Annotated in this window: 17 protein-coding genes and 1 pseudogene; 11 read left to right on the top strand and 7 right to left on the bottom strand. The window is 69.2% G+C overall.

The features are described 5' to 3' along the window. Window positions 1-34: 34 nt before the first annotated feature. Together ACFV4K_RS05545 and ACFV4K_RS05550 are read right to left on the bottom strand one after the other, a co-directional pair. The gene (locus ACFV4K_RS05545; RefSeq protein WP_379272316.1) at window positions 35-775 is read right to left on the bottom strand and encodes a hypothetical protein; all 741 of its coding nucleotides are present in this window, start codon (window positions 773-775) and stop codon (window positions 35-37) included. Window positions 776-949: 174 nt separating this feature from the next. Then, window positions 950-2,491, bottom strand: coding sequence for a cellulase family glycosylhydrolase (locus ACFV4K_RS05550; RefSeq protein WP_379272318.1), 1,542 nt, complete (start codon window positions 2,489-2,491; stop codon window positions 950-952). Window positions 2,492-2,786: 295 nt separating this feature from the next. Between ACFV4K_RS05550 and ACFV4K_RS05555 the strand changes: the two genes are divergently transcribed. Both ACFV4K_RS05555 and ACFV4K_RS05560 read left to right on the top strand, forming a co-directional pair. Beyond that, the gene (locus ACFV4K_RS05555) at window positions 2,787-4,268 is read left to right on the top strand and encodes a glycoside hydrolase family 5 protein (protein ID WP_379272320.1); all 1,482 of its coding nucleotides are present in this window, start codon (window positions 2,787-2,789) and stop codon (window positions 4,266-4,268) included. Between the two features lie 41 nt (window positions 4,269-4,309). Beyond that, window positions 4,310-5,245: a tyrosine-protein phosphatase gene (locus ACFV4K_RS05560; protein WP_379272321.1), complete on the top strand. Its 936-nt coding sequence runs from the start codon at window positions 4,310-4,312 to the stop codon at window positions 5,243-5,245. A gap of 10 nt (window positions 5,246-5,255) precedes the next feature. On the opposite strand, the gene ACFV4K_RS05565 is transcribed toward ACFV4K_RS05560, so the two are convergent. After that, entirely contained in the window at window positions 5,256-5,798 is a 543-nt protein-coding gene (locus ACFV4K_RS05565) for an SMI1/KNR4 family protein (RefSeq protein ID WP_379272323.1), read from the bottom strand. Window positions 5,799-6,034: 236 nt separating this feature from the next. Here ACFV4K_RS05565 and ACFV4K_RS05570 point away from each other — a divergent pair, with 236 nt between their 5' ends. The 4 genes from ACFV4K_RS05570 (at window position 6,035) to ACFV4K_RS05585 (ending at window position 10,887) form a co-directional block, all read left to right on the top strand. After that, a complete protein-coding gene (locus ACFV4K_RS05570) occupies window positions 6,035-6,985 on the top strand; it encodes a LysR substrate-binding domain-containing protein (protein WP_379272325.1) in 951 nt (316 codons plus the stop codon). A 105-nt stretch (window positions 6,986-7,090) separates the two neighbouring features. Then, on the top strand, window positions 7,091-8,950 hold the full coding sequence (locus ACFV4K_RS05575) for a glycoside hydrolase family 5 protein (RefSeq protein ID WP_379272326.1): 1,860 nt from the start codon (window positions 7,091-7,093) through the stop codon (window positions 8,948-8,950). Window positions 8,951-9,030: 80 nt separating this feature from the next. Beyond that, window positions 9,031-10,485, top strand: coding sequence for a flavin-containing monooxygenase (locus ACFV4K_RS05580; RefSeq protein WP_379272328.1), 1,455 nt, complete (start codon window positions 9,031-9,033; stop codon window positions 10,483-10,485). A 135-nt stretch (window positions 10,486-10,620) separates the two neighbouring features. Next, a complete protein-coding gene (locus ACFV4K_RS05585; protein WP_379272330.1) occupies window positions 10,621-10,887 on the top strand; it encodes a transglycosylase family protein in 267 nt (88 codons plus the stop codon). 4 nt (window positions 10,888-10,891) lie between these two features. Here ACFV4K_RS05585 and ACFV4K_RS05590 read toward each other — a convergent pair whose 3' ends face one another. Further along, the gene (locus ACFV4K_RS05590; RefSeq protein ID WP_379272387.1) at window positions 10,892-11,365 is read right to left on the bottom strand and encodes a GtrA family protein; all 474 of its coding nucleotides are present in this window, start codon (window positions 11,363-11,365) and stop codon (window positions 10,892-10,894) included. A 322-nt stretch (window positions 11,366-11,687) separates the two neighbouring features. Between ACFV4K_RS05590 and ACFV4K_RS05595 the strand changes: the two genes are divergently transcribed. Next, on the top strand, window positions 11,688-13,868 hold the full coding sequence (locus ACFV4K_RS05595; protein ID WP_379272388.1) for a phosphocholine-specific phospholipase C: 2,181 nt from the start codon (window positions 11,688-11,690) through the stop codon (window positions 13,866-13,868). Between the two features lie 13 nt (window positions 13,869-13,881). Here the strand turns inward: ACFV4K_RS05595 and ACFV4K_RS05600 are convergent. Beyond that, a pseudogene (locus ACFV4K_RS05600) lies at window positions 13,882-14,153 on the bottom strand (arylsulfatase); the annotation flags it as partial. 46 nt (window positions 14,154-14,199) lie between these two features. On the opposite strand from ACFV4K_RS05600, the gene ACFV4K_RS05605 reads away from it, so the two are divergent. After that, window positions 14,200-15,345, top strand: coding sequence for a TfoX/Sxy family DNA transformation protein (locus ACFV4K_RS05605; RefSeq protein WP_379272332.1), 1,146 nt, complete (start codon window positions 14,200-14,202; stop codon window positions 15,343-15,345). Here the strand turns inward: ACFV4K_RS05605 and ACFV4K_RS05610 are convergent. Next, on the bottom strand, window positions 15,266-16,681 hold the full coding sequence (locus tag ACFV4K_RS05610) for a lipase maturation factor family protein (RefSeq protein ID WP_379272334.1): 1,416 nt from the start codon (window positions 16,679-16,681) through the stop codon (window positions 15,266-15,268). The two genes, ACFV4K_RS05605 and ACFV4K_RS05610, sit on opposite strands and share 80 nt — an antisense overlap. A gap of 280 nt (window positions 16,682-16,961) precedes the next feature. Here ACFV4K_RS05610 and ACFV4K_RS05615 point away from each other — a divergent pair, with 280 nt between their 5' ends. Next, window positions 16,962-19,235 carry a hypothetical protein gene (locus ACFV4K_RS05615; RefSeq protein ID WP_379272336.1) on the top strand — a complete coding sequence of 758 codons (2,274 nt, stop codon included), beginning with the start codon at window positions 16,962-16,964 and terminating at the stop codon, window positions 19,233-19,235. Further along, on the top strand, window positions 19,232-19,879 hold the full coding sequence (locus ACFV4K_RS05620) for a response regulator (protein ID WP_379272338.1): 648 nt from the start codon (window positions 19,232-19,234) through the stop codon (window positions 19,877-19,879). Before ACFV4K_RS05615 ends, ACFV4K_RS05620 begins: the two co-directional genes overlap by 4 nt. Here the strand turns inward: ACFV4K_RS05620 and ligD are convergent. Continuing rightward, on the bottom strand, window positions 19,876-20,841 hold the full coding sequence (gene ligD, locus ACFV4K_RS05625; protein WP_379272340.1) for a non-homologous end-joining DNA ligase: 966 nt from the start codon (window positions 20,839-20,841) through the stop codon (window positions 19,876-19,878). The two genes, ACFV4K_RS05620 and ligD, sit on opposite strands and share 4 nt — an antisense overlap. 124 nt (window positions 20,842-20,965) lie before the next feature. Here ligD and ACFV4K_RS05630 point away from each other — a divergent pair, with 124 nt between their 5' ends. Beyond that, window positions 20,966-22,570, top strand: a complete 1,605-nt coding sequence (locus ACFV4K_RS05630; RefSeq protein WP_379272341.1) for an FAD-binding protein — start codon at window positions 20,966-20,968, stop codon at window positions 22,568-22,570. The last annotated feature ends 106 nt before the right edge of the window (window positions 22,571-22,676 follow it).

The following is a 22,676-nucleotide window of genomic DNA, read 5'->3' on the forward strand; positions in this document are numbered from 1 at the left end:
CCGTTGGTTCCGGGCCTTGTCGGTGCGGCTCGGGCTAGGAGCCGGCGGAACCGGTCAGGCCCCGCAGCCACGGAAGCTGCGCGGAACCCGAGCCGAGGCTGCCCGAGCCGGAGTCGCCGCCCGGGGTGCCGCCGGGGGTGCCCGCCGACACGGTGGTCGTGGTCAGGGTCGGCGCGGGGCTCGGGTAGCACTTCACCGGCACGTCCACCGCGCCGAGGATCGTTCCAGAGTCCACCGAAGCGGTGAAGGTGAGGCCCGGATCGTCGTAGCTCGTGCCCGCGATGGTGCTGGTGAGGGTGCCGACGGCGGACGCGGTGAGGTTGACGGTCACCGCGGGCAGGGTGAGGGTCGCGCCCGCCGCGGTCGAACCGGGGGCGTCGAGGGTGATCTTGCCCGCCGACTGGGCGACGGTCGCGGTGACCGTGCCGCCGGATACCGAGGACGACACGTAGGTCGAGTCGGCCGGCACGGGCATGATCAGCTTGATGCCGCGAATGCTGCGCAGGGGGTGCCCGGAGACGGTCGCCGGGACCTGCATGGCCGCGGGGGTGAGCGTGATCGCCACGGCGTCACCGGTCTTCGCGGTGCTCGGCGCGGCGCCGGTCACCCCGAGGGCCATGGTGAAGGTCTGCGCGCCGCCGATCGGCGGCGTGGCCTGGCACTGGAAATTGATGGTGGTCGGGAGCGGATCCGCCTGAGCGGGGCCCGCCGCGAGGCCGAGCGGCAGCAGCGCCAGGGGCGCGAGAGCGGCTGCGGTGACGAGAGTGGATTTCATGGGTGTACTCCTCGGACTCGCGAATGCGAAAAGCCTTTTCGGCCTCGGCATTCCGTACCAGAACGCACCGAAAACGCTAGGACACATTGGGAGACAAGAGAAATCACAATTTCGAGGCGACTAACAATGTCTGGGTGTCAATCGGTTCGGTGAATTACCGGATACCGGTGCGCATCAGGAGCCCGAGCCGGAGGACGAGCCCGAGCCGCCGGGGCCGCTGGCCGAACCCGACGCGGAGCCCGAGGCCGAGCCGGTGCCCACCGGGCCGTCGGGCACGCTCGCGCCCTTCGAACCGGGGCGATTGATGTAGACCGACACCGGGGTGGAGGCGTTGGCTTCCACGGTCACCACCCGCGCGCCGGGGGCGGAGGTCACGGTGCCGCCGTCGACTCGAACCTGATATCCGTTGGGGTAGTGCAGATCCGAGACATAGATCTCGGTCGGCTTGCCGGTGGCGCGGGGCGTGTAGCGGTAGGCGAAGTCGCCGCTCGCGGAGTCGAAGATCATCCGGCCGGGGGCGCCGGAGGTGGCCTGGGGATAGGTGCGGACCAACTGGCCGCCGATGTCGCCGACGAACGGATCGCCGCCGCGGTACTGCCAGTACTGCCACCCGATGAACCGATCGTCGGCATTGATCAGGGTGTTGCTCAGCACCGTCGCGTCGCCGTCGCCGAATTCGGTGACCAGCGAAGGGATTCCGGTGCGATGGGTGAAGGCGTCGATATTGCCCCAGGTCTTGCCCTGCTGCAGCGGGCACAGGCCGCGCAGGAAGGTGGGCAGGCCGCTGTAGATGGCCATCTGGCTGGGGATGCAGTAGTCGTGCGGGGCGAACGCGATGTTCGGGGCGCTGATCGGCGGGTTCTTGCCCAGATTGCTGGGCATGGTCTCGTTCCAGGTGACATTGGGTTCCCACAGCACCATCAGGACGGCGTTGCGGGCGCGCACCGCGTCGGTCAGCTTCTGCATGGCGGCCTGGTATTTGGCGTCGAATCCGGTGCAGCCGTCGGGGAAACAGGACAGGAACGCCGTGCCCGGCCACGGCTCATTGAGCAGTTCGATGCCCATCGCGCCGGGGTGGCCGTTCAACTTGTCGGCGAGCGCGGCGAGGGCCTGGCCGAGATAGTCGAGTGCGCCGTAGGTGTTGTTCCAGACCTCGTCCCAGCCCGCGTTCATGGTGGGCATCAGGTAGTTCAAGGGGAATCCGGGGTTGGGTTCACCCGCGGCCGGGCGGGCGTGGATCGCCCACTCCGGGAACCCGTTGCCGCCCCAAGGCTTGGACAACCCGTCCTGATGATTGTCGAGCACGGTGTGAATTCCGTACTGCGCCAACATATCCACAGTGCCAGCCACCCGATCCAGGTACGCGGTGTCGACCACGCCCTTGGTCGGCATGAGCCCGTCGAAGTTGACGCCCAGCCGCACGGTGTTGAACCCGTGCCGGGACAGCAGGTCCGCGTCCTGGGCCGTGATCGTGGTTCCGGGCGCGAAGTAGGGCGGTTCCTTGTTGACGCTGTTGACGCCGTGCAGTAGCACGACCCGCCCGAATTCGTCGACGAAGCGGGACCCGTCGACATGCAACGGCACGAGCGTGTCCGGCGCGGCCGTGGCGGCCGGCGCCGAGGTGGCCAGGACGCATCCGGCCACCGCCGCGAGTACGGCCACGGATCGGGACACCCACCCGGTGCGACGGGTGCGGTCGGCGACTGTCGTTTTCATGGTCTCCTACTTGTCCGATCCGGGTCGCCGCGCGGTGGAAGGTTCCGGAGACGTGGCGGACCGCGCCGCGCCACGGCCGGCGAAGAATGAGCGCATTTCGCTCACGCCGGGAACGCTAAAGCAGCGGGCCACGGAACTGAAACCCTAGTTTGCGGCGCATTGACAAGTTGGCCTTGTCAATCGGCGGGGAACTACTGTTTCCACTCGACACTGCTGTGCCATTAGGTTTTTCGTGCGGACATCCGGCGATGCCCGGAAGAGATCTTCGGTGTCTGCGCCCACGGAGAGGTTGAATATGCTTTCGAGAGGCCGAGTCCTGGCCCCGGTCGCCGCGGCCGTACTCGCGTTCAGCGGATTCGCGGCGCAGCAGGCGCCCGAGGCGGCCGCGGAACCCGGCGGCTGGACCCTGCCTCAACTCACCGTCTCGAACGGCGTGATCACCGATGTCGCCGGTCGCACGGTGCTGCTGCGCGGCGCGAATGTCAACCAGCTCAACGACTACGCGCAGAACGATCAGCCGCTGCCGACCGCCGCGCCGCTGGATCACACCGACTTCGAGCAGATGGCGGCCCTCGGCTTCAATGTGGTGCGGCTGAATCTGGCCTGGTCCGCGCTGGAACCGACACCGGGCGCGTTCGACCAGGCGTACCTGGCCCGGATCCACACGGCCGTGAACGACGCCAAGGCGAACGGCATCTACACCGTGCTGGACATGCATCAGGACGCGTGGGGCAAGGCCGTGGGCACGCCGAAGGGCCAGGGCTGCCCGATCTTCATGAAGCCCGGCATCGGCTGGGACGGCGCGCCCGCGTGGGCGACCCTCACCGATGGCTGGACCACCTGCAATTTCGGTGGCGTCCGTGAGACCGCGCCGGCGGTGGCCCGCTCCTTCCAGAACTTCTACGACGACACCCAGGGCATCCAGGGGCACTTGGTGAACACCTGGGCCAAGCTGGCGGCGGAGTTCAGGGACGAGCCCGCGATCGCCGGGTACGACCTGCTCAACGAGCCCAATCCCGGTCTGCGCGACCCGTTTTCGGCGGCGGACCAGCTCGGCAAGTTCTATCAGCGGGTGATCGCGGCCATCCGGCAGGCCGAGCACGGCAGCGCACCGCACCTGGCGATCTTCGAGCCGTCCGCCATCTGGTCAGCCCTCGGGATCGACGCCACCCCGCCCGCGAAGTACATCACCGATCCGCTGGCGGTGTTCTCCCCGCACCTGTACAGCGAGTCCATCAATATCGTCAACGCCTTCCCGAGCATCGAACTGGGCTTCAAGATCGGCTTGGACGCCGCCGCCAAATACAAAGCGCCCCTGTGGACCGGCGAGTGGGGCTGGTTCGGCGACCCGAGTTCCGACGCGCCCAAGGTGGATCGGTTCATCGACCAGCTCAACGCCAACCGCGTGGGCGGCACCTGGTGGTCGTGGAAGCAGGCGTGCGGCGATCCGCACAGCGTGCGCGACGGCAATACGAACAAGGTGCAGGGCAACCTGAATCGCATCGACTGCCCCTCGGGCGTTCCGCTGGGCCTGGCTCCCGGCTACGCCCGCCCGGTGTCGCGCGCGTATCCGCGCGCGGTGCCCGGCACTCTCGCCACCGTGACGGCGACCGGTTTCACCGGCACCGGGACCGGTCGCGTGGAAGCCTGGTACCCCGGCACCGCGCGCCCGAATGTCCAGTCCACCAACGTTTCCGACCTCACCCTCACCCAGGTGGAGGGCGGCTGGCAGCTGATCGGCACCACGGTCGGCTCGTACTCGATCAAACAGTCCTGACGGAGCCCGGTCCGGCGCTCCCCACAGTTAGTAGGTCCTCTGTGTCTTCCCGCAAGCAGCTCCGCGCCGATACCGCGGCTGTCGCCATGGCCGGTCTGATCGCGCTGGGCGCGGCCCTGGGCGCCGCGCCCGCGACCGCGCAGCCGAGCGATATCGCCTCCGGATCCGGTTCCGGCTCCGGGAGTTTCGGTTCCTCGGGCTCGGCCGATTCGGGTTCGGCCAAGGCCGACGACCTGGTGTCCACGCTGCCCGCCCCCGCCGTCACCGCCATCCGGCTGGACGGGGCGCGCAACTTCCGCGATATCGGCGGCTACCGCACGACGGACGGCCGCACGGTGCGCTCCGGCGTGGTGTTCCGCTCCAACCGCATCGACAAGCTGACCGACGCCGATCTGGCCAAGCTGGTCACGGCCGGGGTGACCCTGGATGTGGACCTGCGCAACGGTTCCGAGCGCAGCAGCGCGCCCGACCGGGTGCCGACCGGCGCGACCTACAAGGTCGCCGACGTGGTCAGCTTCGACAGCGGCATCGGCTTCCACGAGCTCCCGCCGATCACGCTGGGGCGCGCGGTGATCGACGGCCTGATCAACGGCTCATCGAACATGGGCCTGTCGATCCAGTACCCGTTCATGGTGAACTTCCACGGTTCCGACGTCGCCTTCGGCACGCTGCTGCGCTCGATCGCGGGCAACAATGGCGGCGCGACGATGTACCACTGCATGGACGGCAAGGACCGCACCGGCTGGGCGACCGCCGTGCTGCTCACCCTGCTCGGGGTGCCGCGCGATGTGGTGAACGCCGACTTCCTGGCCAGCAATACCGAGCTCGGCGACCCGGAGGCCGTCGAATTGTCCTGGCTGCATGCCGCTTTCACCGAAGTGGACCGGCTCTACGGCAGTGTCGACACGTACGCGCGCGAGGGGCTGGGCCTGGATCAGGCCACCATCGACGCGCTGCGCGCGAAGCTGCTGGTCTGATCCGGCCGGGTCAGCGCAGGCAACGCTCGTCCGCGATCTCCTCGCACAGCGCGTTGGAGATCGCGGCGGCTTCCTCCCGCGCCCACACGCCGAAGCCGGGGTAGCACAGGTCCGCGCCGGACAAGCAGTCCCAGCAGGCATTCGCGCCGTGCGGCGGCCGGACCGGGAACAGCATCACGATGAAGCGCTGCGGCACAGTGGTTTTCCCGACCACGACGCGCCGATAACCCTGCGGCACCACCAGCGAGCCGGAAGCCGTGGTGGCGAAGTAGACCTCGGCGAACGCCGCAGCCCGGCGCCACTTCTCGGCGGTGGCCAGTTCGCGGGCGCCGAAGAGGTGGATGTTCCCGAACCGCGACCAGCCGTCACAACACCGCAGAAAGTCGCGGTAGGCGGCGTCGAAGGAGACGCCCAGCCGTTGTTCGGCCGCGTCGATCTCGGCGTCGGTGGCGGGCGGATTGGGGGCGGCCGACAGGTCCGGTTCGCCGAGGCGCTCCGCGACGTCGCACTGCAGGGTGAACAGCTTGCCCACCAGGGCATTCCAATTCGTCACAGGCTTCCTCCGCTGCCGGATCGCTCAGGAACAAATGTGCAAGGGAACCGGAGCGCGAATGGGATACTGAATACTTCCTATTCCGGCCGCGGTGAACGCCCGGTAAACGGTAGTGCATCGTGGTGTGGAAGAGAAATCATTCCGGGGCGGCGATTCACAACCCCGATTTGTGAATCATCACGGAGGCTTCCGGAAACGCTTCCGCCTGGATGGAAAGTCACTCTAGACTGCGCGCCATGGAAGTTCACACCCGCCAGTTGCAATACTTCATCGCGGTCGCGGAGGAGCTGAGTTTCACCCGGGCGGCGCAGCGATTGCACGTTTCGCAGCAGGGTTTGAGCACCCAGATCAAACAGCTGGAACACGCGATGGACGTGGTGTTGTTCTCCCGCACCACCCGCAATGTCGAACTGACCGCGGCCGGCACGGTCTTCCTGCGCGATGTGCGGGGCGCGCTGACCGGACTGGACGTGGCGGTCGAGCGGGCCCGCTCGGTGCACCGCGGCGAACAGGATCGTCTGGTGCTGGGCGCGCTCGAGGGGGCGGCGCTGACCCTGACCGAGCCGATCCTGTCAATGTTCCGGCAGCGCCATCCGGGGATCACCGTCGAGTTGCGGCACTTCACCTACGAGGACCCATCGGCGGGGCTGGCCAGCGGGTCGGTGGACGTCGCGTTCGCCCGCAGGCCGTTCGTCGATGACGGCGTGCAGTTCGAGACCCTGTTCTCCGAACCGCTCATGGTGATGGTGCCGACCACACATCGACTCGCTGACCGCGAGCAGGTGTTCGCCCACGAGTTGCTCGATGAACCGATCCTCGGGGCCGCCACCACCGATCCGGTGTGGAACGCGTTCTGGGAGTTGGACTCCTACCGCAGCGGAATCCCGGCGCCGGTGGTGTCCCGGTCGAACTCCCTGCTGGAGGAACTACACAAGGTCGCGACCGGCGTCGGCGTGGTGCTGACCGTGGCCGGTGCGCGCTGGATCCCCTTCCCGGGCGTACGCCTGCTGCCGATCGCCGATGTCCAGCCCAATGACGTGGCCGTCGGCTGGCGCACCGCGCACGAATCCGCGCTGGTCCGTTCGTTCGTCGAGGTCGCCCGGTGCGTTCGCGATACCCATCCTGATCTGGTCACCCAACTGGAAAAACCGGATTTCGCGGATTGCACGGTGCCGCCGCACCTCTGATTGACAATCGAATCTTGTCAAAGTCCAAAAAACACTGATTTCTCGTCGATTTCCTTGCGAACTAACGTTTCTCAGCAATCGTTAAGCAAGAGAATTCGAGGGCCGATGAGGGTTTTCACTGTTCTACTACTGGCCGCCGGGCTGCTGATAGCCCCGGCCGTTCATCTCGAACCGGTCGCGCAGGCCGCGCCCGCCGGTCTGAAAGGTCCGCTGAGCACCCGCGGCCGCTATATCGTCGACGAGGCCGGCAACCGGGTGAAGCTGCAGTCCGGCAACTGGCACGGCTCCAGCGGCACCTGGAACGGCAGCGGCGACGACGAGGATCCGGCGAACAACTTCGCCCAGGAGACCGGGCATCGCGCACCACTGGGCCTGGACCGGGTGCCGCTGGACAAGATCGTCGGGGACTTCAAGGAGCTGGGCCTCAACAGCATCCGGCTACCCTTCTCCAACGAGATGATCACCGACAGCCGCCCGGTCAAGGGCCTCACCGCCAATCCGGCGTTGAACGGGCTCAAACCACTGGAGGTCTACGACCGGGCGGTCGCGGCGCTGACCGGGGCCGGGCTCGGCGTCATCCTCAACAACCACACCACCTCCACGCGGTGGTGCTGCGCGGTGGACGGCAACGAACGCTGGAATTCCGGGCAGGACACCGCCAAGTGGGTGAGCGACTGGGCGTTCATGGCCGCCCGCTACAAGGCCGATCCGGGTGTCATCGGAGCGGACCTGCGCAACGAGGTACGCCGCGACACCTGGGACAACCCCAACTGGGGCATGGGCGACGGCCACGACTGGGAGGCCGCCGCGCACGAGGCGGGCGACCGGATCCTGAAGGACGCCAACCCGAATCTGCTCATCATGGTCGAGGGCCTCAACTGGATGGGCATCCCCACCGACCTCACCTGGCACGAGCGCCCGATGCTGAAGCCGGTCAAGACGCTCTCGGAAACGCTGATCCGATCGCACAAGGTCGTCTACGCGGCGCACTTCTACGGCTACATCGGCCCGAACCACACCGGCGGCACCGGCATCAGCGGCGGCGAGACCCACGATCCGCGCTTCCGCGACATGTCCCGCAGTGACCTGTTCAAGTCCATGGACGAGCTGGCCGGGTCCATCGCGACCACGCCGGACAAGCACTTCACCGCGCCGGTCTGGGTGAGTGAGTTCGGCATCGGCAAGGGCGCGACCGGCGCGGACCAGGCGTGGTTCCCGAATATGGTCGACTATCTGATCGACCGCGACCTCGACTTCGCGTACTGGCCGATCGTCGGTTTCCAGCATCAGGACAAGGGCAACGACTGGGGTCTGCTCCGCTATGACACCGACGGCAGCAAGCGCAGCGTGATGGACACCGACGACTGGCGGGGTGCGCACGTCCGGCGGCTGCTGGACGCGGCGGGGCAGACCGGCCAGATCGCGCCGGTGCGCGGCTGGTCGATGCTCAACGCCATCCACGACGACCACAACGCGTCGCTGCGCGCGGCCGCCGACTGGGATTCGGGTGCCCACAAACTGGTCTGTCCGGACGACCAGCGGCTGATCGGTATCAGCTCGCGCGGGCAGGGCGGCCTGTGCACCGACGCCACCGAGGGTGATCTCTGGCAACCCGGCACCTCGGCGACCAAGGTCTCCAGCGAGAAGGTGACGACGGACTGGGCGGGTGGATTCACCAAGTACCAGTGCACCGAAGGTCAATTCATGATCGGTTACAGCCTGCGCGGCGACGGCATGTCGGCCATTCTCTGCGCTCCCGCCCGGCGCGCGCTGGCGGGTGCGGGCCGGACCGTGTGGGACGACCGTGGCGACAATCGCCCGGCCTCGGGCGAGGGCGGCGATTACGCCAGCGGCTGGTACAAGGGCCAGTGCAACGCCGACGAGTACGCGGCGGGCATCGCGTTCTCCTGGGCCAATGCCCGCGGCGGCCATCCGGACGCCCTGTACTGCCGCAAGCTGACGTAGCGGCCGCCGGTTGACATACCCCGGGAGTTCCAAATACCGTCAGTATTTGAATTCCTGGGGTATCCAACAAGGAGGTTGGGATGGGCACGCGGCGGCAGCCTCGGATCGTGATCATCGGGGCCGGCGTGTCCGGAATCGCGACGGCGATCACCTTGCATCGCAAGGGGTTCCACGACTTCGTGATGCTGGAGAAAGGCTCCGACGTCGGCGGCGTGTGGCACTGGAACCGCTACCCCGGCCTGACCTGTGACGTGCCCTCGCAGCTGTACCAGTTCGGGTTCGCGCCGAAGCCGGACTGGTCGCACATCTTCGCGCCGGGCCCGGAGATCCAGGGATATCTCGCCGACGTGGTGGAGCAGTACGAGCTGCGACCGCACCTGCGGGTGAATTCCGAAGTGGTCGCCGCGACCTTCTCCGGCTCCGAATGGCAGGTCGAGACGATCGACGGCAGCACCTACACCGCCGATTTCGTCATCGCCGCCACCGGCGTCCTGCATCACCCGGCCGTGCCGAACATCCCCGGCCTGGGCGAGTTCACCGGCCCCATCGTGCACACCGCGCGCTGGGACGACACCGTCGAGACCGACGGCAAGCGGATCGCGGTGCTCGGCACGGGATCGACCGGCGTGCAGGTGGTTTCGGCGCTCCAGCCCAAGGCGGAGAGCATCACGCATTTCGTGCGCAGCCCGCAGTGGGTGATCTGGGCCCCGATGTGGCTCCCGCAGCCCGCGCTGGTGGGCGCGGCCCTGAAGCGTCTGCCGCAGGTGAATCGTGCGCTCTACCAAGCGGGAATGACCGGCGCGCGGCTGTTCACCGACGTGGTCACCCGGCCCAGCTGGCGGCGGCGCGCGGTGCAGGGGTACGCCCGCATGAGCCTGCGCACGCAGGTCACGGAACCGGGTCTGCGCGAACAGCTCACCCCCGATTACGAGCCGCTGTGCAAGCGCCAGGTGCTGTCGGGCACCTATTACCGGGCCCTGCGCGCCCGCAATGCCGAGCTGGTCACCACGGGCATCGACGCCGTGACTCCGACCGGCATCCGCACCGCCGACGGCCGTCACCACGAGGTCGACGTGATCGTGCTGGCCACCGGCTTCCGCGCCCACGACTACATGCGGCCGATGAATCTGACCGGCCGCGACGGCGTCTCGATCGACGACGCCTGGGCCAAGGGACCGCGCGCCTACCGGATGACCGCGATCCCGGGCTTCCCCAACCTGTTCACCGTGCTGGGCCCGCACTCCCCCACCGGCTCGATCCCGCTGCACCACGCCGCCGAGGTGACCGCGCGCTACATCACCCGCTGGATCCAGCGGTGGAGCGCGGGCGAATTCGACACCGTGGAGGTCACCGAGGCGGCGACCGACCGGTTCGAGTCCGAGGTGGCCGAGGCCATGGGCCCGACGGTGTGGAACACCGGCTGCAACTCCTGGTATTTCACCGAGGGCGGCAGCATCGACCTGCTGCCGTTCGATCGCGCCACCATGGAGTCGATGCTGGCCGAACCGGATCCCTCCGACTTCAATTTCCACTAATTAGCGAATCTTCAGTTACCATCGTCTGATTGTTGCCCGCGCGTTCGTCTACCAGGGCGGAGATACGCCATGATCGGACAGCACGAGTTTCGAAGACCCGTTCGCACCCTCGCTCTCACGCTGGGTTTCACAGCATTGACTTGCGCACTATCCGCCACCGCGGAGGCCCGGCCCCGGCACGACTGGGACGCCGTGGTCGAGTGCGAGGCGGACGGGGACTGGACCGCCGACACCGGAAACGGGTACTACGGCGGCTTGCAGTTCAGCCCCAGCACATGGCGGGCATACGGCGGTAGAGGGAATCCGGCCGATGCCACCCGGGAGGAACAGATCCGGGTCGCCGAACGCGTCCTCGCCCGGCAGGGTCCGGGCGCCTGGCCCACCTGCGGCGCCTTCCTCTGAACCGCTACCCGGCGGCCTTGGTCCGGAAGACGATCCAGCGCATGGACGCGTACATGAACAATCCCTCGCCGAGACTGCCCACGATGCGGGCGATCCGGTAGTCGACGCCGAGCGTCGCGACGCCGCTCGTCACGCCGAGGATGAACGCCAGGTAGTTCACCACCACCACCACGATGTAGCGGGCCAACTGGGGGCCGACCGCGGCATGCGATTCGAAGTTCAGGACCCGATTCAGCAGGTAGCTCAGGCCGAAGGCGGTGCAATAGGCGACCGTCACCGCGACCGGGAGCGGCGCGACCGGGTGCAACGTGGTGAGCAGCAGCAGGTCCACGCCGAAGGTGAAGGCGCTCACCAGCAGATAGCCGACGAACGTGGGGGCCACGAAGCGGCGCAGCCGGGCCGGCAGTAGCGCGACCACCCCGTCGCACAGCGCGTGGAACCAGCGCACCAGGCGCGCCGGTCGCGACTGTGTCCGCATACCCACCCGGCCACCCTGACACCCCCGCATGTCCCGAAGATGATCAGTGGACCAACTTCCGCTGGCCGATTCGCCCATCGACAACCTGCCCTTGTCAATCGCTCGGAAATCAGTGTTTCCGCGCGATCTCGCTGTGCCATAGCATCCTTCGGCGCGTCCCCGAGACCTCGACGGGACGGGAGTCGGAAGTGTCGACCGACATGCTGAATGGAGATTCCTGATGGGGCGTGGATTCGGAACCGCGAATCGGCGGAAGGTGCTGGGCGGCATGCTCGCCGCCGGCGCGGCGGGTGCTGCGGGCGTGGCCGGGCTGCCGGAGGGCATGGCGGAGGCGCTGGCGGAACCGGGCCGCTCGGGCAGCCTCGATCAGGTGCAGCACGTGGTGATCCTGATGCAGGAGAACCGGTCCTTCGACCACTACTTCGGAACCATGAGCGGTGTCCGGGGTTTCGGTGACAAGCGCGCGGTGCGGCTGCCCGCAGGCGGTTACAACCCGGTGCTGCAGGCCGCCATGGACGCGGCGCTGGCCGGTGGGCTCGGCACCGACCTGGGCAGTGGGTCGGCGGGCACCGGCAGCGCGAGCGGTTCGGCCAGCGGGAGCGGCGGCGGGAGCAGCAGCGGATCGGGTGGCGGCGGCGAACGGAACGCCTTCCAGCAGCCGGACGCGTTCAGCAGCACCGGATTCCTGCTGCCCTGGCACGTGGACACCACCCGCGTGGACGGCCAGGACATGGGCGATCTCGCGCACGACTGGAACACCACCCACGTGGCGTGGGCCGACGGCGCGTATCACTCGTGGATCGCGGCCAAGTCCAAGATGACGATGGGCTATTTCACCGAGGCCGATATCCCGTTCCATCGCGCGCTGGCGTCCGCGTTCACCATCTGCGACCACTACTTCTGTTCGATCCAGGGCCCGACCACCCCGAACCGGCTCTACCACTGGACCGGCACCGTCGACCCGGCCGGGCGCGCGGGCGGTCCCGCGGTGGCCAATCCGCCGGACTACCGGCCCGCCTTCCACTGGACCACCTACCCCGAACGCCTGCAGCAGGCGGGGATCTCGTGGCAGGTGTACGCCGACTCGCACAGCGGCGGCCCGTTCCTGGCGGACTACGGCGACAACCCGCTGTGGCTGTTCCAGAACTACCACGATGCCGCGAAATCCCCCGATCCCGCCGTCCGGCAGCTGGCCGACCGCGCCATGGTGACCACGGGCGGCATGACGCCCCCGCCGGCCGGCGTCGACGGCAGCGATGTCGATTACGTTCTGCAGCGCTTCATCTCGGACTGCGCCAGCGGAAATCTGCCGCAGGTGTCCTGGGTCGTCGCGCCCGCCGGGTACTCCGAGCACCCCGCCTACCGTCCGGCCGACGGCGCCGCCTACATCCAGCGCGTCCTGAAAGCGTTGTGGGACAACCCGAAACTGTGGGAGTCCACCGTCCTGCTCGTCAACTACGACGAGAACGATGGCTTCTTCGACCACATGGTGCCCCCGACCGCGCCGCCCGGCACCCCCGACGAGATCCTGCCCGCGGCGGGCGATATCGGCGGCGACCTGAGTTCCGGCTCGGCGACGCTGGGGTCGAGCTCGGGCTCGGCGAGCATCGGCAATCTGATCACCAAGGCGGCCTCGGGGCTGAGCGGCAATGCCCCCATCGGCCTGGGCCCGCGCGTCCCCATGCTGGTCATCTCGCCGTGGAGCCGCGGCGGCTACGTGAATTCCCAAGTGTTCGACCACACGTCGGTGCTGCGCTTCCTCGAGGCCTGGACCGGTGTCGCCGAACCCAATATCTCCGCCTGGCGGCGCGCGGTCTGCGGCGACCTCACCAGCTGCTTCGATTTCAGCCGCCGCGACACCAGCATCCCCACGCTGCCCGACGCCAATGCCGAGCGCGCCCGCGCCGCCGGGCAGAAGAACCTGCCCAAGCCGGTCCCGCCGTCGCCGGGCGGTCAGCAGATGCCCGCCCAGGAGCCCGGCCGCGCCAAGGCACGTCCCCTCCCCTATCAGCCGCTGGCCTGGTTCGAGGTCTCCGGCTCCTCCGCGACCGTCCGATTCGGCAATCAGGGCTCGGTTCCCATGCCGTTCCAAACCTATGCCTACCAAGGCAATTCGATCCGGCAGACGGTCGTCGCCCCCGGCGCGACCGCCGAGGAGCGTTTCCCGGTGAGCGGCGCCTACGACTTCGCCGTGCACGCGCCCAACGGCTTCCTCGCCGAGGCCTCGGGCGACGGTGACGCCGCGCTGACCGCCACGGCGGCCATCGGCGGCACGGCGTCGACTCCCACTTTCGTTGTCACCGTGCGCAATTCCGGTTCCGCCTCGGCGACGATCGATGTCGGCGGCTCCCGCACCACCGTCGACGCGGGAGCCACCCGTGACATCACCGCCCCGCTCGATCAGGGCTGGTACGACCTGACACTGACCGCGTCCGGAAACGGCAACTGGCGCAGGCACTTCGCCGGTCATCTGGAGAACGGCAGCGCCGGCGCCACCGCCTGACCGATGGGGGCGGCTAGTTGCGTTCCAGCGCCGCTGCCGCCTCCTTCCGCAGGTCGGTGTAGGACTCCTTGCCCACGTCGATGGTGACGTTCTCGATGGTCCCCCGGTGAACGTGCCGGGGGTCCGATACTGGAGGGACACGCTGTCGTAGCCGACACAGAGCCCGTCACCGGCGAGGGTGGACTTTCCGACCTGGGCGCGCATCGGACCCTCGTTGACGGGCCAGCCGTCCACGTAGAGCGTTGTGGTGACGAGGGATTCGCCGTTCGGCCCCTTGTCCTCGCGGAAATCCGGTTGATCCGAGCTCAGCGCTGTGGCGTCATGGAACCCGATGAAGCAGCAGCGCACGGGTACCGCCCGATCCGTCACCGACGGCCTCAAACTGCACCGGCACCTGGTGCGGTCGCCCGGTCGTGCCCACACGGTGATCACCTTGCGACCCGGGACGCATGCTCGGTTCAGCACCAACCGATTCCACGAGACCTGGCACGTGCTGTCGGACGATCACGGTTCCCGGCTGCTGGGCCGGTTGCTGTGGGGGATGTCGTATCAGGCGCGTCCGGGGACCGTCGTGCTCATCGATCAGGCCTTCCTCACCCCGAATCCGTTCGATGCCGAACCGCCCGATCCGATCCTGCTGGTTCCCGGCTGGTGCACGCCGTTCGACGACCGGATCGCGGGACAGCTGAAGCGGCGGTTGCCGCTGACGAAGCCGGAGGGCACCGTGCGCTGGCAGACCTTCGGGCTGGACCGGACCCTGGAACCGGCCGCCCTGGAGGACTGGTGGAGCCGGTATCGCCACCGGGAGCATCGCGGCCGGGTCACCCGCAGTCACGGGCTGGTCGTGCTCACCCCGTCCACTCCCGACGAAGCCCGCGCGTGGGCACTGAGCGCCACGAGCCTGGACGCGTCCGGCCCGTACGGCACCGACTACACCTACCTCGGCCCGTACGACCGGGGCTTCGACGGTGAGATCCAGATCTTCCGCCGGTTCCGCCCGATGGTGAGCGTCGCCGGTCGGGCTCGCGCACAAGTGCTTTCGCGGCACGAGGGTCCGGTCGATCCCGACCTGCTGCGCCCGGCTATCTGGCGGGAAGCCGAAATCGTCCGGGGCGAAACGCATCTGAGAATTCGCGTGTGGCGCGACCGCGGCTACGAGCTCGGGGCCGCGGCGGCCGCCATGCTGGCCCACGCGGACGTGACCACGCTCGACGACCTCGCCGCCATCGGTTCCGTCGAGGCCTATCGCCGCATGCGTGCCGCCGACGTGCGGGGCCTCGACCTGGAGATGCTCTGGGCGATGGAGGGCGCGGTCACCTACCGCGACCGCCGCGGTGTCGGCGCGGAGCGGCGCCGGGAGCTGCGCGCCCAGCTGGGCGAGGAACCGGGGGCGGCGGTCACAGCGGCGGCACGTACGTACCGACCACGTCGCGCACCCACCAGGCCCGGGTTTCGAGCAGTTCCCGTGGGCCGGTGAAGCGGTATTCGTAGAGCAGCGCCCGGACGTGCCGGGGCGGGCCGTCCGGGAACGGGTTGCGGCGCACCAGGCGCAGGGTGTCGCGGTCGTTGCGCAGCAGGCGGCGCAGGAAGCCCTCGAACCAGGGTCGCGCGTACGCGGAGGAGTGGGCGGCGAACCACAGCAGCCAGTCCAGGCGCAGGTGGTACGGGGCGAACTGGCGCGGCATGCGGCGCGGATCGCCGGGCTGGCCCTTGAATTCGTATTCGCGCCACCGGGTGTGGCGGGTGAGCACCGCCTCGTCGGTGCCCTCGATGACCACCTCGTAGCGGATGCGGTCGATGACGCCGAACGCGCCGAAGGTGTTGATCAGGTGGAATGGGTTGTAGGACTCGTTCATTCGCTGCCGGCTCGACAGCATATTGCGGACCGGCAGATAGCTGAGCGTCAGCGTGAAAGCCGTGAACGCGAACACCAGCACCGTGAACCAGATCGGAGCCTCGGGTAGTTCGTGCCGCTCCGATACCGGAAACACCAGTGCGGCAGCGGAATTCGAGATCGCCGACCAGGCCAGGAAGATGGTCAGCCAGTTGAGCCACGCGAAGTTCCCGGACAGCACCAGCCACGACTGGGTGACGATGATGATCGTCGCGGCGATGCTCGCCACCGGTTGCGGCGCGAAAAGCCCGAACGGCACCACCAATTGCGCCACATGATTGGCCGCCACCTCGACCCGGTGCAGCGGCCGGGGCAGATTGTGGAAGAACCAGCTCAGCGGACCGGGCATGGGCTGGGTCTCGTGGTGGTAGTACAGGCACGTCAGGTCACGCCAGCAGCGATCGCCGCGCATCTTGATCAGCCCGGCCCCGAATTCCACCCGGAACACCAGCCAGCGCGCCAGCCACAGCACGAGCAGCGGCGGCGCGACCCGGTCGTTGCCGAGGAACACGGCCAGGAATCCGGCCTCCAGCAGCAGTGACTCCCAGCCGAACGAGTACCAGACCTGCCCCACGTTCACGATCGACAGGTAGAGCACCCACAGCAGCAGCCACACCACCATGGCCGCCCACAGCGGCAGCAGATCCGCGGCCCCGCACACCAGCGCCGCCGACACCGCAGCGCCGAACCAGGCTACGGCCGCGAAGAACCGGTCGGAGTAGTAGAAGTGAAAGATACTCGGCGTCGCCTGGAACGACCGTCGCGCGACCCAGCGCGGAATCGGCAGCATGCCGTGTTCCCCGATCAGCGCCCGGAACTGCCGGGCCGCCGACACGAAGGCGACCACGTACACGAGCGCCACTCCGCGCGTCAGCACCTGTCGCGCGAGCCAGTATTCCGGTGCGCTGAACCACTCCATCCCGCGCCTCCTGCGCCGGTGCGTCGCCTCAGCTCGGCCACTCCGCTCCTACTGAGAAGCCTAGCCATCCCGCGCGCGCACCGGCCCGGGTGACCCGGCGGCCGTTGACTCCCCGCCCGCCAACGGCCGCGGCCGCGGCAGCGGTACGGACCCTCGCACCCCTTGCCGCGCCCTCCACGATTCCGTAGTCGGACCGGTCTGTCTGTCGGGTGTTCGACGGACACCCGTGCCCCGGAAGGGATGGGATGCTGGGCCGAATCCGGTTCGGTACCGTGACCGGGTGCTGCGCGAAGCCGACCCGACCCACGCCGCGGTCGCGCAGGAGGCGACGTGGCTTGCCATCCGGTTCCGGCACGCCGCCTGCCTGCTGCTGACGGTGGTGCATCTGGCGAGTGGGGCGGTCGAGCCGGGGCTGGGGCAGGCGGTCACGCTGGGGCTGGCGGTGTGGTCCGCGAGCCGGCTGTGGGGTCGCCGGCTCGGGCCCGGGTGGACCGCGGCCGATGTCGCGGTGGTGGCCACCTACCTTCTGGGGACGACCAGTGTGGCCGCGTCCGGAATCGGGACCGGAGACCTCATCGACGTGAAGGTCGTGGCGGCAACGGTGATCTCGGTCGGAATCGCGGAGCGGGTGCGGGTGTCGGCGGCGGTGACCGGTCTGGTCCTGCTGCTGCTCTACTACGCCAATCGCGCCACGCCCGGGCTCACCCCGTGGAACTTCCTGTCCGATCTGACCGTCGCCTACCTGCTGGTGGAGTGGCTGCTGGCGGTGGGTGTGCGCCGGGTGGTGCTGGGCGCGGCCGCCGTGCACGACCAGACCGTGACCGCCGCCGCCGACGCCCGGATCGCGAGCGAGGTGGCGGCCGCACGCCGCCGCTACGAACGCGAGCAGTGGGCCGTCATGCACGACACCGCCGCGGCCACCCTGCTGATGGTCGGGCAGGGCGCGGCCGGGGATCGAGACCGCATCGCCCGGCAGGCCGCCCGCGATCTGGCCGTGCTGGATTCGGGGATTCCGCTGCCCGGCGACGACACCCGGGCCGACCTGTCGGTCCTGCTGCGGGAGGTGAGCAACGGCTGTGCGACGCCGCTCACCCTGCGCACTCCGGGCCCGCTGCCCGTGCGCGGCACCCTCGCGTGGACGGTGACGGCCGCCGTGCGTGAGGCGCTGACCAATGTCGATCGCCACGCCCGCGCCGCAACCGTCGACATCGGCGCCGGGCCGGGCGCGCTGGTGATCACCGATGACGGTGTCGGCTTCGACGGCGTCCCCGGCGAGGACCGTTACGGCATCCGCCATTCGATCGTCGAGCGCATGCGGGCGGTCGGCGGCGACGCCGAGGTCACCAGCCGCCCCGGCCACGGGACGCGGGTGCGGCTGAACTGGCCGACCGCCGAACCCGGTGCCGCCGAGGACCACTCGTTCGATGCCCCGGCCGCGGGCATCGACAGGCTGGGCCGCAGTTTCGGGTACGGCATCGTCGGCGTCGCGGTCGCCGACACCCTGTTGCAGTCCACCCTCACCGATGCGGCGGCGGCACCCCCGGCGGCGGTCAACGCGGCGCTGGTGGCGGTGAACGTGGGATGCGCGCTGGCCGCGCTGATCCCGCGCCGCCGGGAATCGGTGACGCTCGCGCTCATGGCGTTCGCGATCGCGGCCTCGCTGACCCTGATCGCCCTGTTGCCCGCGGATGCCGTGCTGGCGGGCGCGAACTGGTCGATCGGCGCGTCCGGCTGGGCCGTGGTGGCGCTCGGCTTCCGGCTGTCGCCGCGACTGTCGCTGACCGCGCTGACCGCCTGGTGGGTGCTCGTGTGCGCACTCGTCCTGGTCCGGGCGCCGAGCCTGGACAGCCTGCGGGTGCTGGGCTATCACACCGCGGCGATCTTCTTCCTCCAGTTCCTCACCGCCCGCTTCGCCGCGACCCTCGACCGCGTGGCCCGCGACGCCGCCGCCCTGCACCGGGAACGCCTGCGCCACCGCACCGCCGACGCGGTCGGCCACATGACCGAACAGGAATGCCTGCGCCGCTACCGCGAACTGCTGAGCGAATTCACGCCGCTGCTGCGAGGTTTGGCCGACGGCACCCTCGATCCCGCCGAGCCCGCGGTGCAGGTCGCCGCGCGCACCGAGTACGCGCGCCTGCGCCGCCTGTTCACCCAGCAGGACGGCCTGGGCCATCCGCTGCTGGCCGACCTGCGCGGCGGCATCGACGCGGCGGAGCGGCGCGGGGTCGCGGTCACCGTCGAAGCCGAGGCCGACGCCCATCCGGAACCCGGCCGCGAACTCCCGGACCCGGTGCGCGGGCATCTGGTGGCCGCGACCCGGATCATGCTGGACGCCAGTCGTTCCCGGGCCCGGGTGGTGGTGACCACCGACGCGACCGGCTGTACGGTCAGCGCGCTCGGCGACTGCCCCGCCGACACCGTCGACCGCCTGTCCGCCCTGTCCACCGCGGCCGCCGACCCCACCGGCGCCGTGCACACCGAGGTCGTCACCGCGGGCGAATTGCTGTGGGCGCGACTGCATCACCGCTTCGAGTTGGAGAACGCCCGATGATCCGCATCGCCATCGTCGACGACCACCCGCTGATCCGCGACGGCGTGCGCGGCTGGTGCGCCGCCGCCGAACCCCGGCTCGAGGTGACCGCCGACCACGCCGACCCGGCGGCCTTCCTGGCCGCCACCGGCCCCGATCGCGGCGACCTGGACGCCATCGTCCTGGATCTCCAATTCGACCAGCGCGCACCGGATCTGAACGCGCTGGCCACCATCTGCGCGCGCGGCCACCGCGTGGTCGTCTACTCCCAGCACACCGAACCCCATCTGGTCCGCGACTGCCTGGACCTGGGGGCGGTCACCTACCTGTCGAAAACCGAAGGCCGCGAACACCTGATCACCGCCCTGCACGCCGCCGCCGAGGTGCGCCCCTACCTCAGCCCGACCATGGCCCGGGCCATGAGCACCGACGGCGACGACCGCCCGAAACTGTCCCAGCGCGAACGCGAGGTCCTGCTCGCCTGGTTCCAGACCGAATCCAAAGCCCTCGTGGCCCAACAGCTCTACATCACGCCGGGTACGGTCAACACCCACCTGGAACGCATCCGCGCCAAGTACGCCGCGGTGGGCCGGTCCGCCCCGACCAAGGCCGCCCTGGTCGCCCGTGCCATCCGCGACGGACTGATCAGCACCGACGAGCTCTAGTCGGCGGCGTCCGCGTCGAGGTCGACGTCGATCTTGTCGCGGTCGGCCCACTCCAGCAGGGGCGCGAGGTCGAAGACCGCCTCGTCGATGCCGGCGTGCAGGTCGCCGAGGTCGGCGTAGCGGGCGGGGACGGTCTTCATGGTGAAGTCGCCGGGATGGATGTCGGGAATCTCGTTCCAGCGCACCGGGGTCGAGACCGTCGCCTCGGGGACGCCGCGGACCGAGTAGGCGGCGGCGATGGTGTGGTCGCGGGCGTTCTGGTTGTAGTCGACGAACAGGTGCGCGGGATCGCGGTCCTTGCGCCACCACGCGGTGGTGACGTCGGCGGGCGCGCGGCGCTCCACCTCGCGGGCGAAGGCCAGCGCGGCGCGGCGGACGTCCTGGAAGCCGTACTCCGGCGCGATCCGGACGTAGACGTGTAATCCCTTGCCGCCGGATGTCTTCGGCCAGCCGACCGCCCCGAGTTCGTCGAGGACCTCATGCACCACCCCGGCCACCCGCCGCACCCGCGACCACGGGCAGTCGGGCATGGGGTCCAGGTCGATGCGCCATTCGTCGGGGAGTTCGGTGTCGAAGCGCCGGGAGTTCCAGGGGTGGAATTCAATGGTCGACATCTGCACCGCCCAGATCACGTCGGCGAGCTTCTCCACGCAGAGTTCGTCGGCGGTGCGTCCGTAGCGGGGGAAGTAGAGCTGAACGGTGGGGATCCAGTCGGGCGCGCCGCCGGGCAACCGCTTCTGGTGGACCTTGCCGCCGGGCAGGCCCTTGGGGAAGCGGTGCAGCATGCAGGGCCGGTCGCGCAGCGCGTTGACGATGCCATCGCCGACGCTGAGGTAGTACCGGACCAGATCCATTTTGGTGGCTCCGGTCTCGGGGAAGTAGACCCGATCCGGATTGGACACGCGCACCGTGTGTTCGCCGACCGGCAGCTCGATCGCCGGGGCGGCTGACTTGCCGGCCATCTGTCCGACGGTAACCGGCATTTCGGTCAGCCGCGACCGGCTCGCCGCGAACCACCCGCCGAACTAGAACAAGTTATAGTTCTCGGTGCTGGGTAATTCTTCGCTCGGGAAGGTGGTCGCAACGGTGCGGACCTGGGACTCTTCGGCCGATGTGGTGGTCGTCGGATACGGCGGCGCGGGTGTCGCGGCGGCGTTGGCCGCGCGGGAGTCCGGGGCGGAGGTGCTCGCGCTGGACCGCTACCTGGGCGGCGGCGCGACCACGCTGTCCGGCGGCATCGTGTACGCGGGCGGCGGGACCTGGGTGCAGAAAGCCGCGGGCGTCGAGGACGACGTCGAGAACATGCTCGCCTACCTGCGGGCCGAGGTCGGCGACACGGTGAGCGAGCAGACGCTGCGGCGGTTCTGCGAGGAATCGCCCGCGCTCATCGATTGGCTGACCGGACACGGGGTTCCGTTCGACGCGTCGCTGTGCCCGTTCAAGACCTCCTACCCCACCGACGACTACTACCTGTACTACTCGGGCAGCGAGAACTCCGGCGACTTCCGGGAATTGGCGAAGCCGCGGCAGCGCGGGCATCGCGCGCACGGGCGCGGGGTGTCGGGCAAGAAGCTGTTCGGGCCACTGGCCGAGTCGGCCGCGAAGCACGGGGTCCGGGTCCAGACAGGTACCAGGGCAACGAGTCTCGTGATCGAGGACGGCCGGGTGGTCGGCATCGAGGCCACCACGATCGCCGATGCTCCGCCGGCCGTGCGACGCCGGTTCGCGGCGCTGGCCAAGATCTCGGCGAAACCCGGTGTGTACCACCAGGGTCTGCGCAAGGCGGTGCAGGTGCTGCTGGCCCGGATCGAGCGGCGTTACGGTGTGCCCGTGCGCATTCGGGCGCGCTCGGGTGTCATCCTGACCACCGGCGGCTTCATCGCCAATGGCGAGATGGTCGAGCGGCACGCCCCCGACTACCCCTGGGCCGAGGGCCTGCCGCTGGGCACCGCGGGTGACGACGGCAGCGGTATCGCCATGGCGCAGGCCGCGGGCGCGGCCACCGACCGCATGGACGTGCTGTCGACCTGGCGCTTCATCGCCCCGTCGAGCGCCTTCTTCGGTGCGATCGCCGTGGATGCCAACGGACAGCGCATGATCGACGAATCCCGCTACGGCGCGGCACTGGGCGCGGCCATCGCGACCAGCCCCGGCAATCGGGCCTGGCTGCTGGCCGATGCCCGGCTGCTCACCGAGGCGCGCCGCCAGCTGCCCGAGCAGTCGGTGTGGTTCCAGCGCATGCAGGCCGAGCGGCTGCTGCGGGTCGGCAGCGTGAGTGGCCGGACCGTGGAGGAGGTCGCCGCCCGCGCCGGGATCGAACCGGCGGCGCTGCGCAAGACCGTGGACGCGCACAATCGCGCCATCGAGCAGTCGCTGCCCGATCCGATGGGCAAGCCCGACGATCTGCGCCGCCCGCTGCACTCGGGACCCTTCACGCTGCTGGACATCTCGTTCAAGGCGCGGCTCACCTATCCGATGCCGATGCTGACCCTCGGCGGCCTGGTGGTGGACGAGGAGACCGGCGCGGTCCGCACCGAATCCGGCACGGCGATCCCGGGTCTGTTCGCGGCGGGACGGGCGGCGGTGGGCGTGTGCTCGAACTCGTACGTGAGCGGTCTGTCGCTGGCCGACTGTGTCTTCTCCGGCCGTCGCGCGGGCACCCACAGCGTGGAGCTCGCCGCCACTCACTGACGGGTGCGGGCGGTGTCCCGGATTTTCCCGGGACACCGCTTACGCCGTGACCGCCGTCAGCGCGTGTACGACGGCACCGAATCCCGGCTGGTTCGGGCCCCAGGCG

The sequence above is a fragment of the Nocardia sp. NPDC059764 genome (genome assembly GCF_042732555.1).
Classification (GTDB): domain Bacteria; phylum Actinomycetota; class Actinomycetes; order Mycobacteriales; family Mycobacteriaceae; genus Nocardia.

What these genes read in the sequence shown, in the direction of transcription:
- ACFV4K_RS05590 (WP_379272387.1), bottom strand. Translation starts at nt 11,365, where the DNA reads ATGCGGACACAGTCGCGACCGGCGCGCCTGGTGCGCTGGTTCCACGCG.
- ACFV4K_RS05575 (WP_379272326.1), top strand. Translation starts at nt 7,091, where the DNA reads ATGAGGGTTTTCACTGTTCTACTACTGGCCGCCGGGCTGCTGATAGCC.
- ACFV4K_RS05610 (WP_379272334.1), bottom strand. Translation starts at nt 16,681, where the DNA reads ATGGAGTGGTTCAGCGCACCGGAATACTGGCTCGCGCGACAGGTGCTG.
- ACFV4K_RS05570 (WP_379272325.1), top strand. Translation starts at nt 6,035, where the DNA reads ATGGAAGTTCACACCCGCCAGTTGCAATACTTCATCGCGGTCGCGGAG.
- ACFV4K_RS05620 (WP_379272338.1), top strand. Translation starts at nt 19,232, where the DNA reads ATGATCCGCATCGCCATCGTCGACGACCACCCGCTGATCCGCGACGGC.
- ACFV4K_RS05545 (WP_379272316.1), bottom strand. Translation starts at nt 775, where the DNA reads ATGAAATCCACTCTCGTCACCGCAGCCGCTCTCGCGCCCCTGGCGCTG.
- ACFV4K_RS05550 (WP_379272318.1), bottom strand. Translation starts at nt 2,491, where the DNA reads ATGAAAACGACAGTCGCCGACCGCACCCGTCGCACCGGGTGGGTGTCC.
- ACFV4K_RS05605 (WP_379272332.1), top strand. Translation starts at nt 14,200, where the DNA reads ATGAAGCAGCAGCGCACGGGTACCGCCCGATCCGTCACCGACGGCCTC.
- ACFV4K_RS05555 (WP_379272320.1), top strand. Translation starts at nt 2,787, where the DNA reads ATGCTTTCGAGAGGCCGAGTCCTGGCCCCGGTCGCCGCGGCCGTACTC.
- ligD (WP_379272340.1), bottom strand. Translation starts at nt 20,841, where the DNA reads ATGGCCGGCAAGTCAGCCGCCCCGGCGATCGAGCTGCCGGTCGGCGAA.
- ACFV4K_RS05580 (WP_379272328.1), top strand. Translation starts at nt 9,031, where the DNA reads ATGGGCACGCGGCGGCAGCCTCGGATCGTGATCATCGGGGCCGGCGTG.
- ACFV4K_RS05595 (WP_379272388.1), top strand. Translation starts at nt 11,688, where the DNA reads ATGGCGGAGGCGCTGGCGGAACCGGGCCGCTCGGGCAGCCTCGATCAG.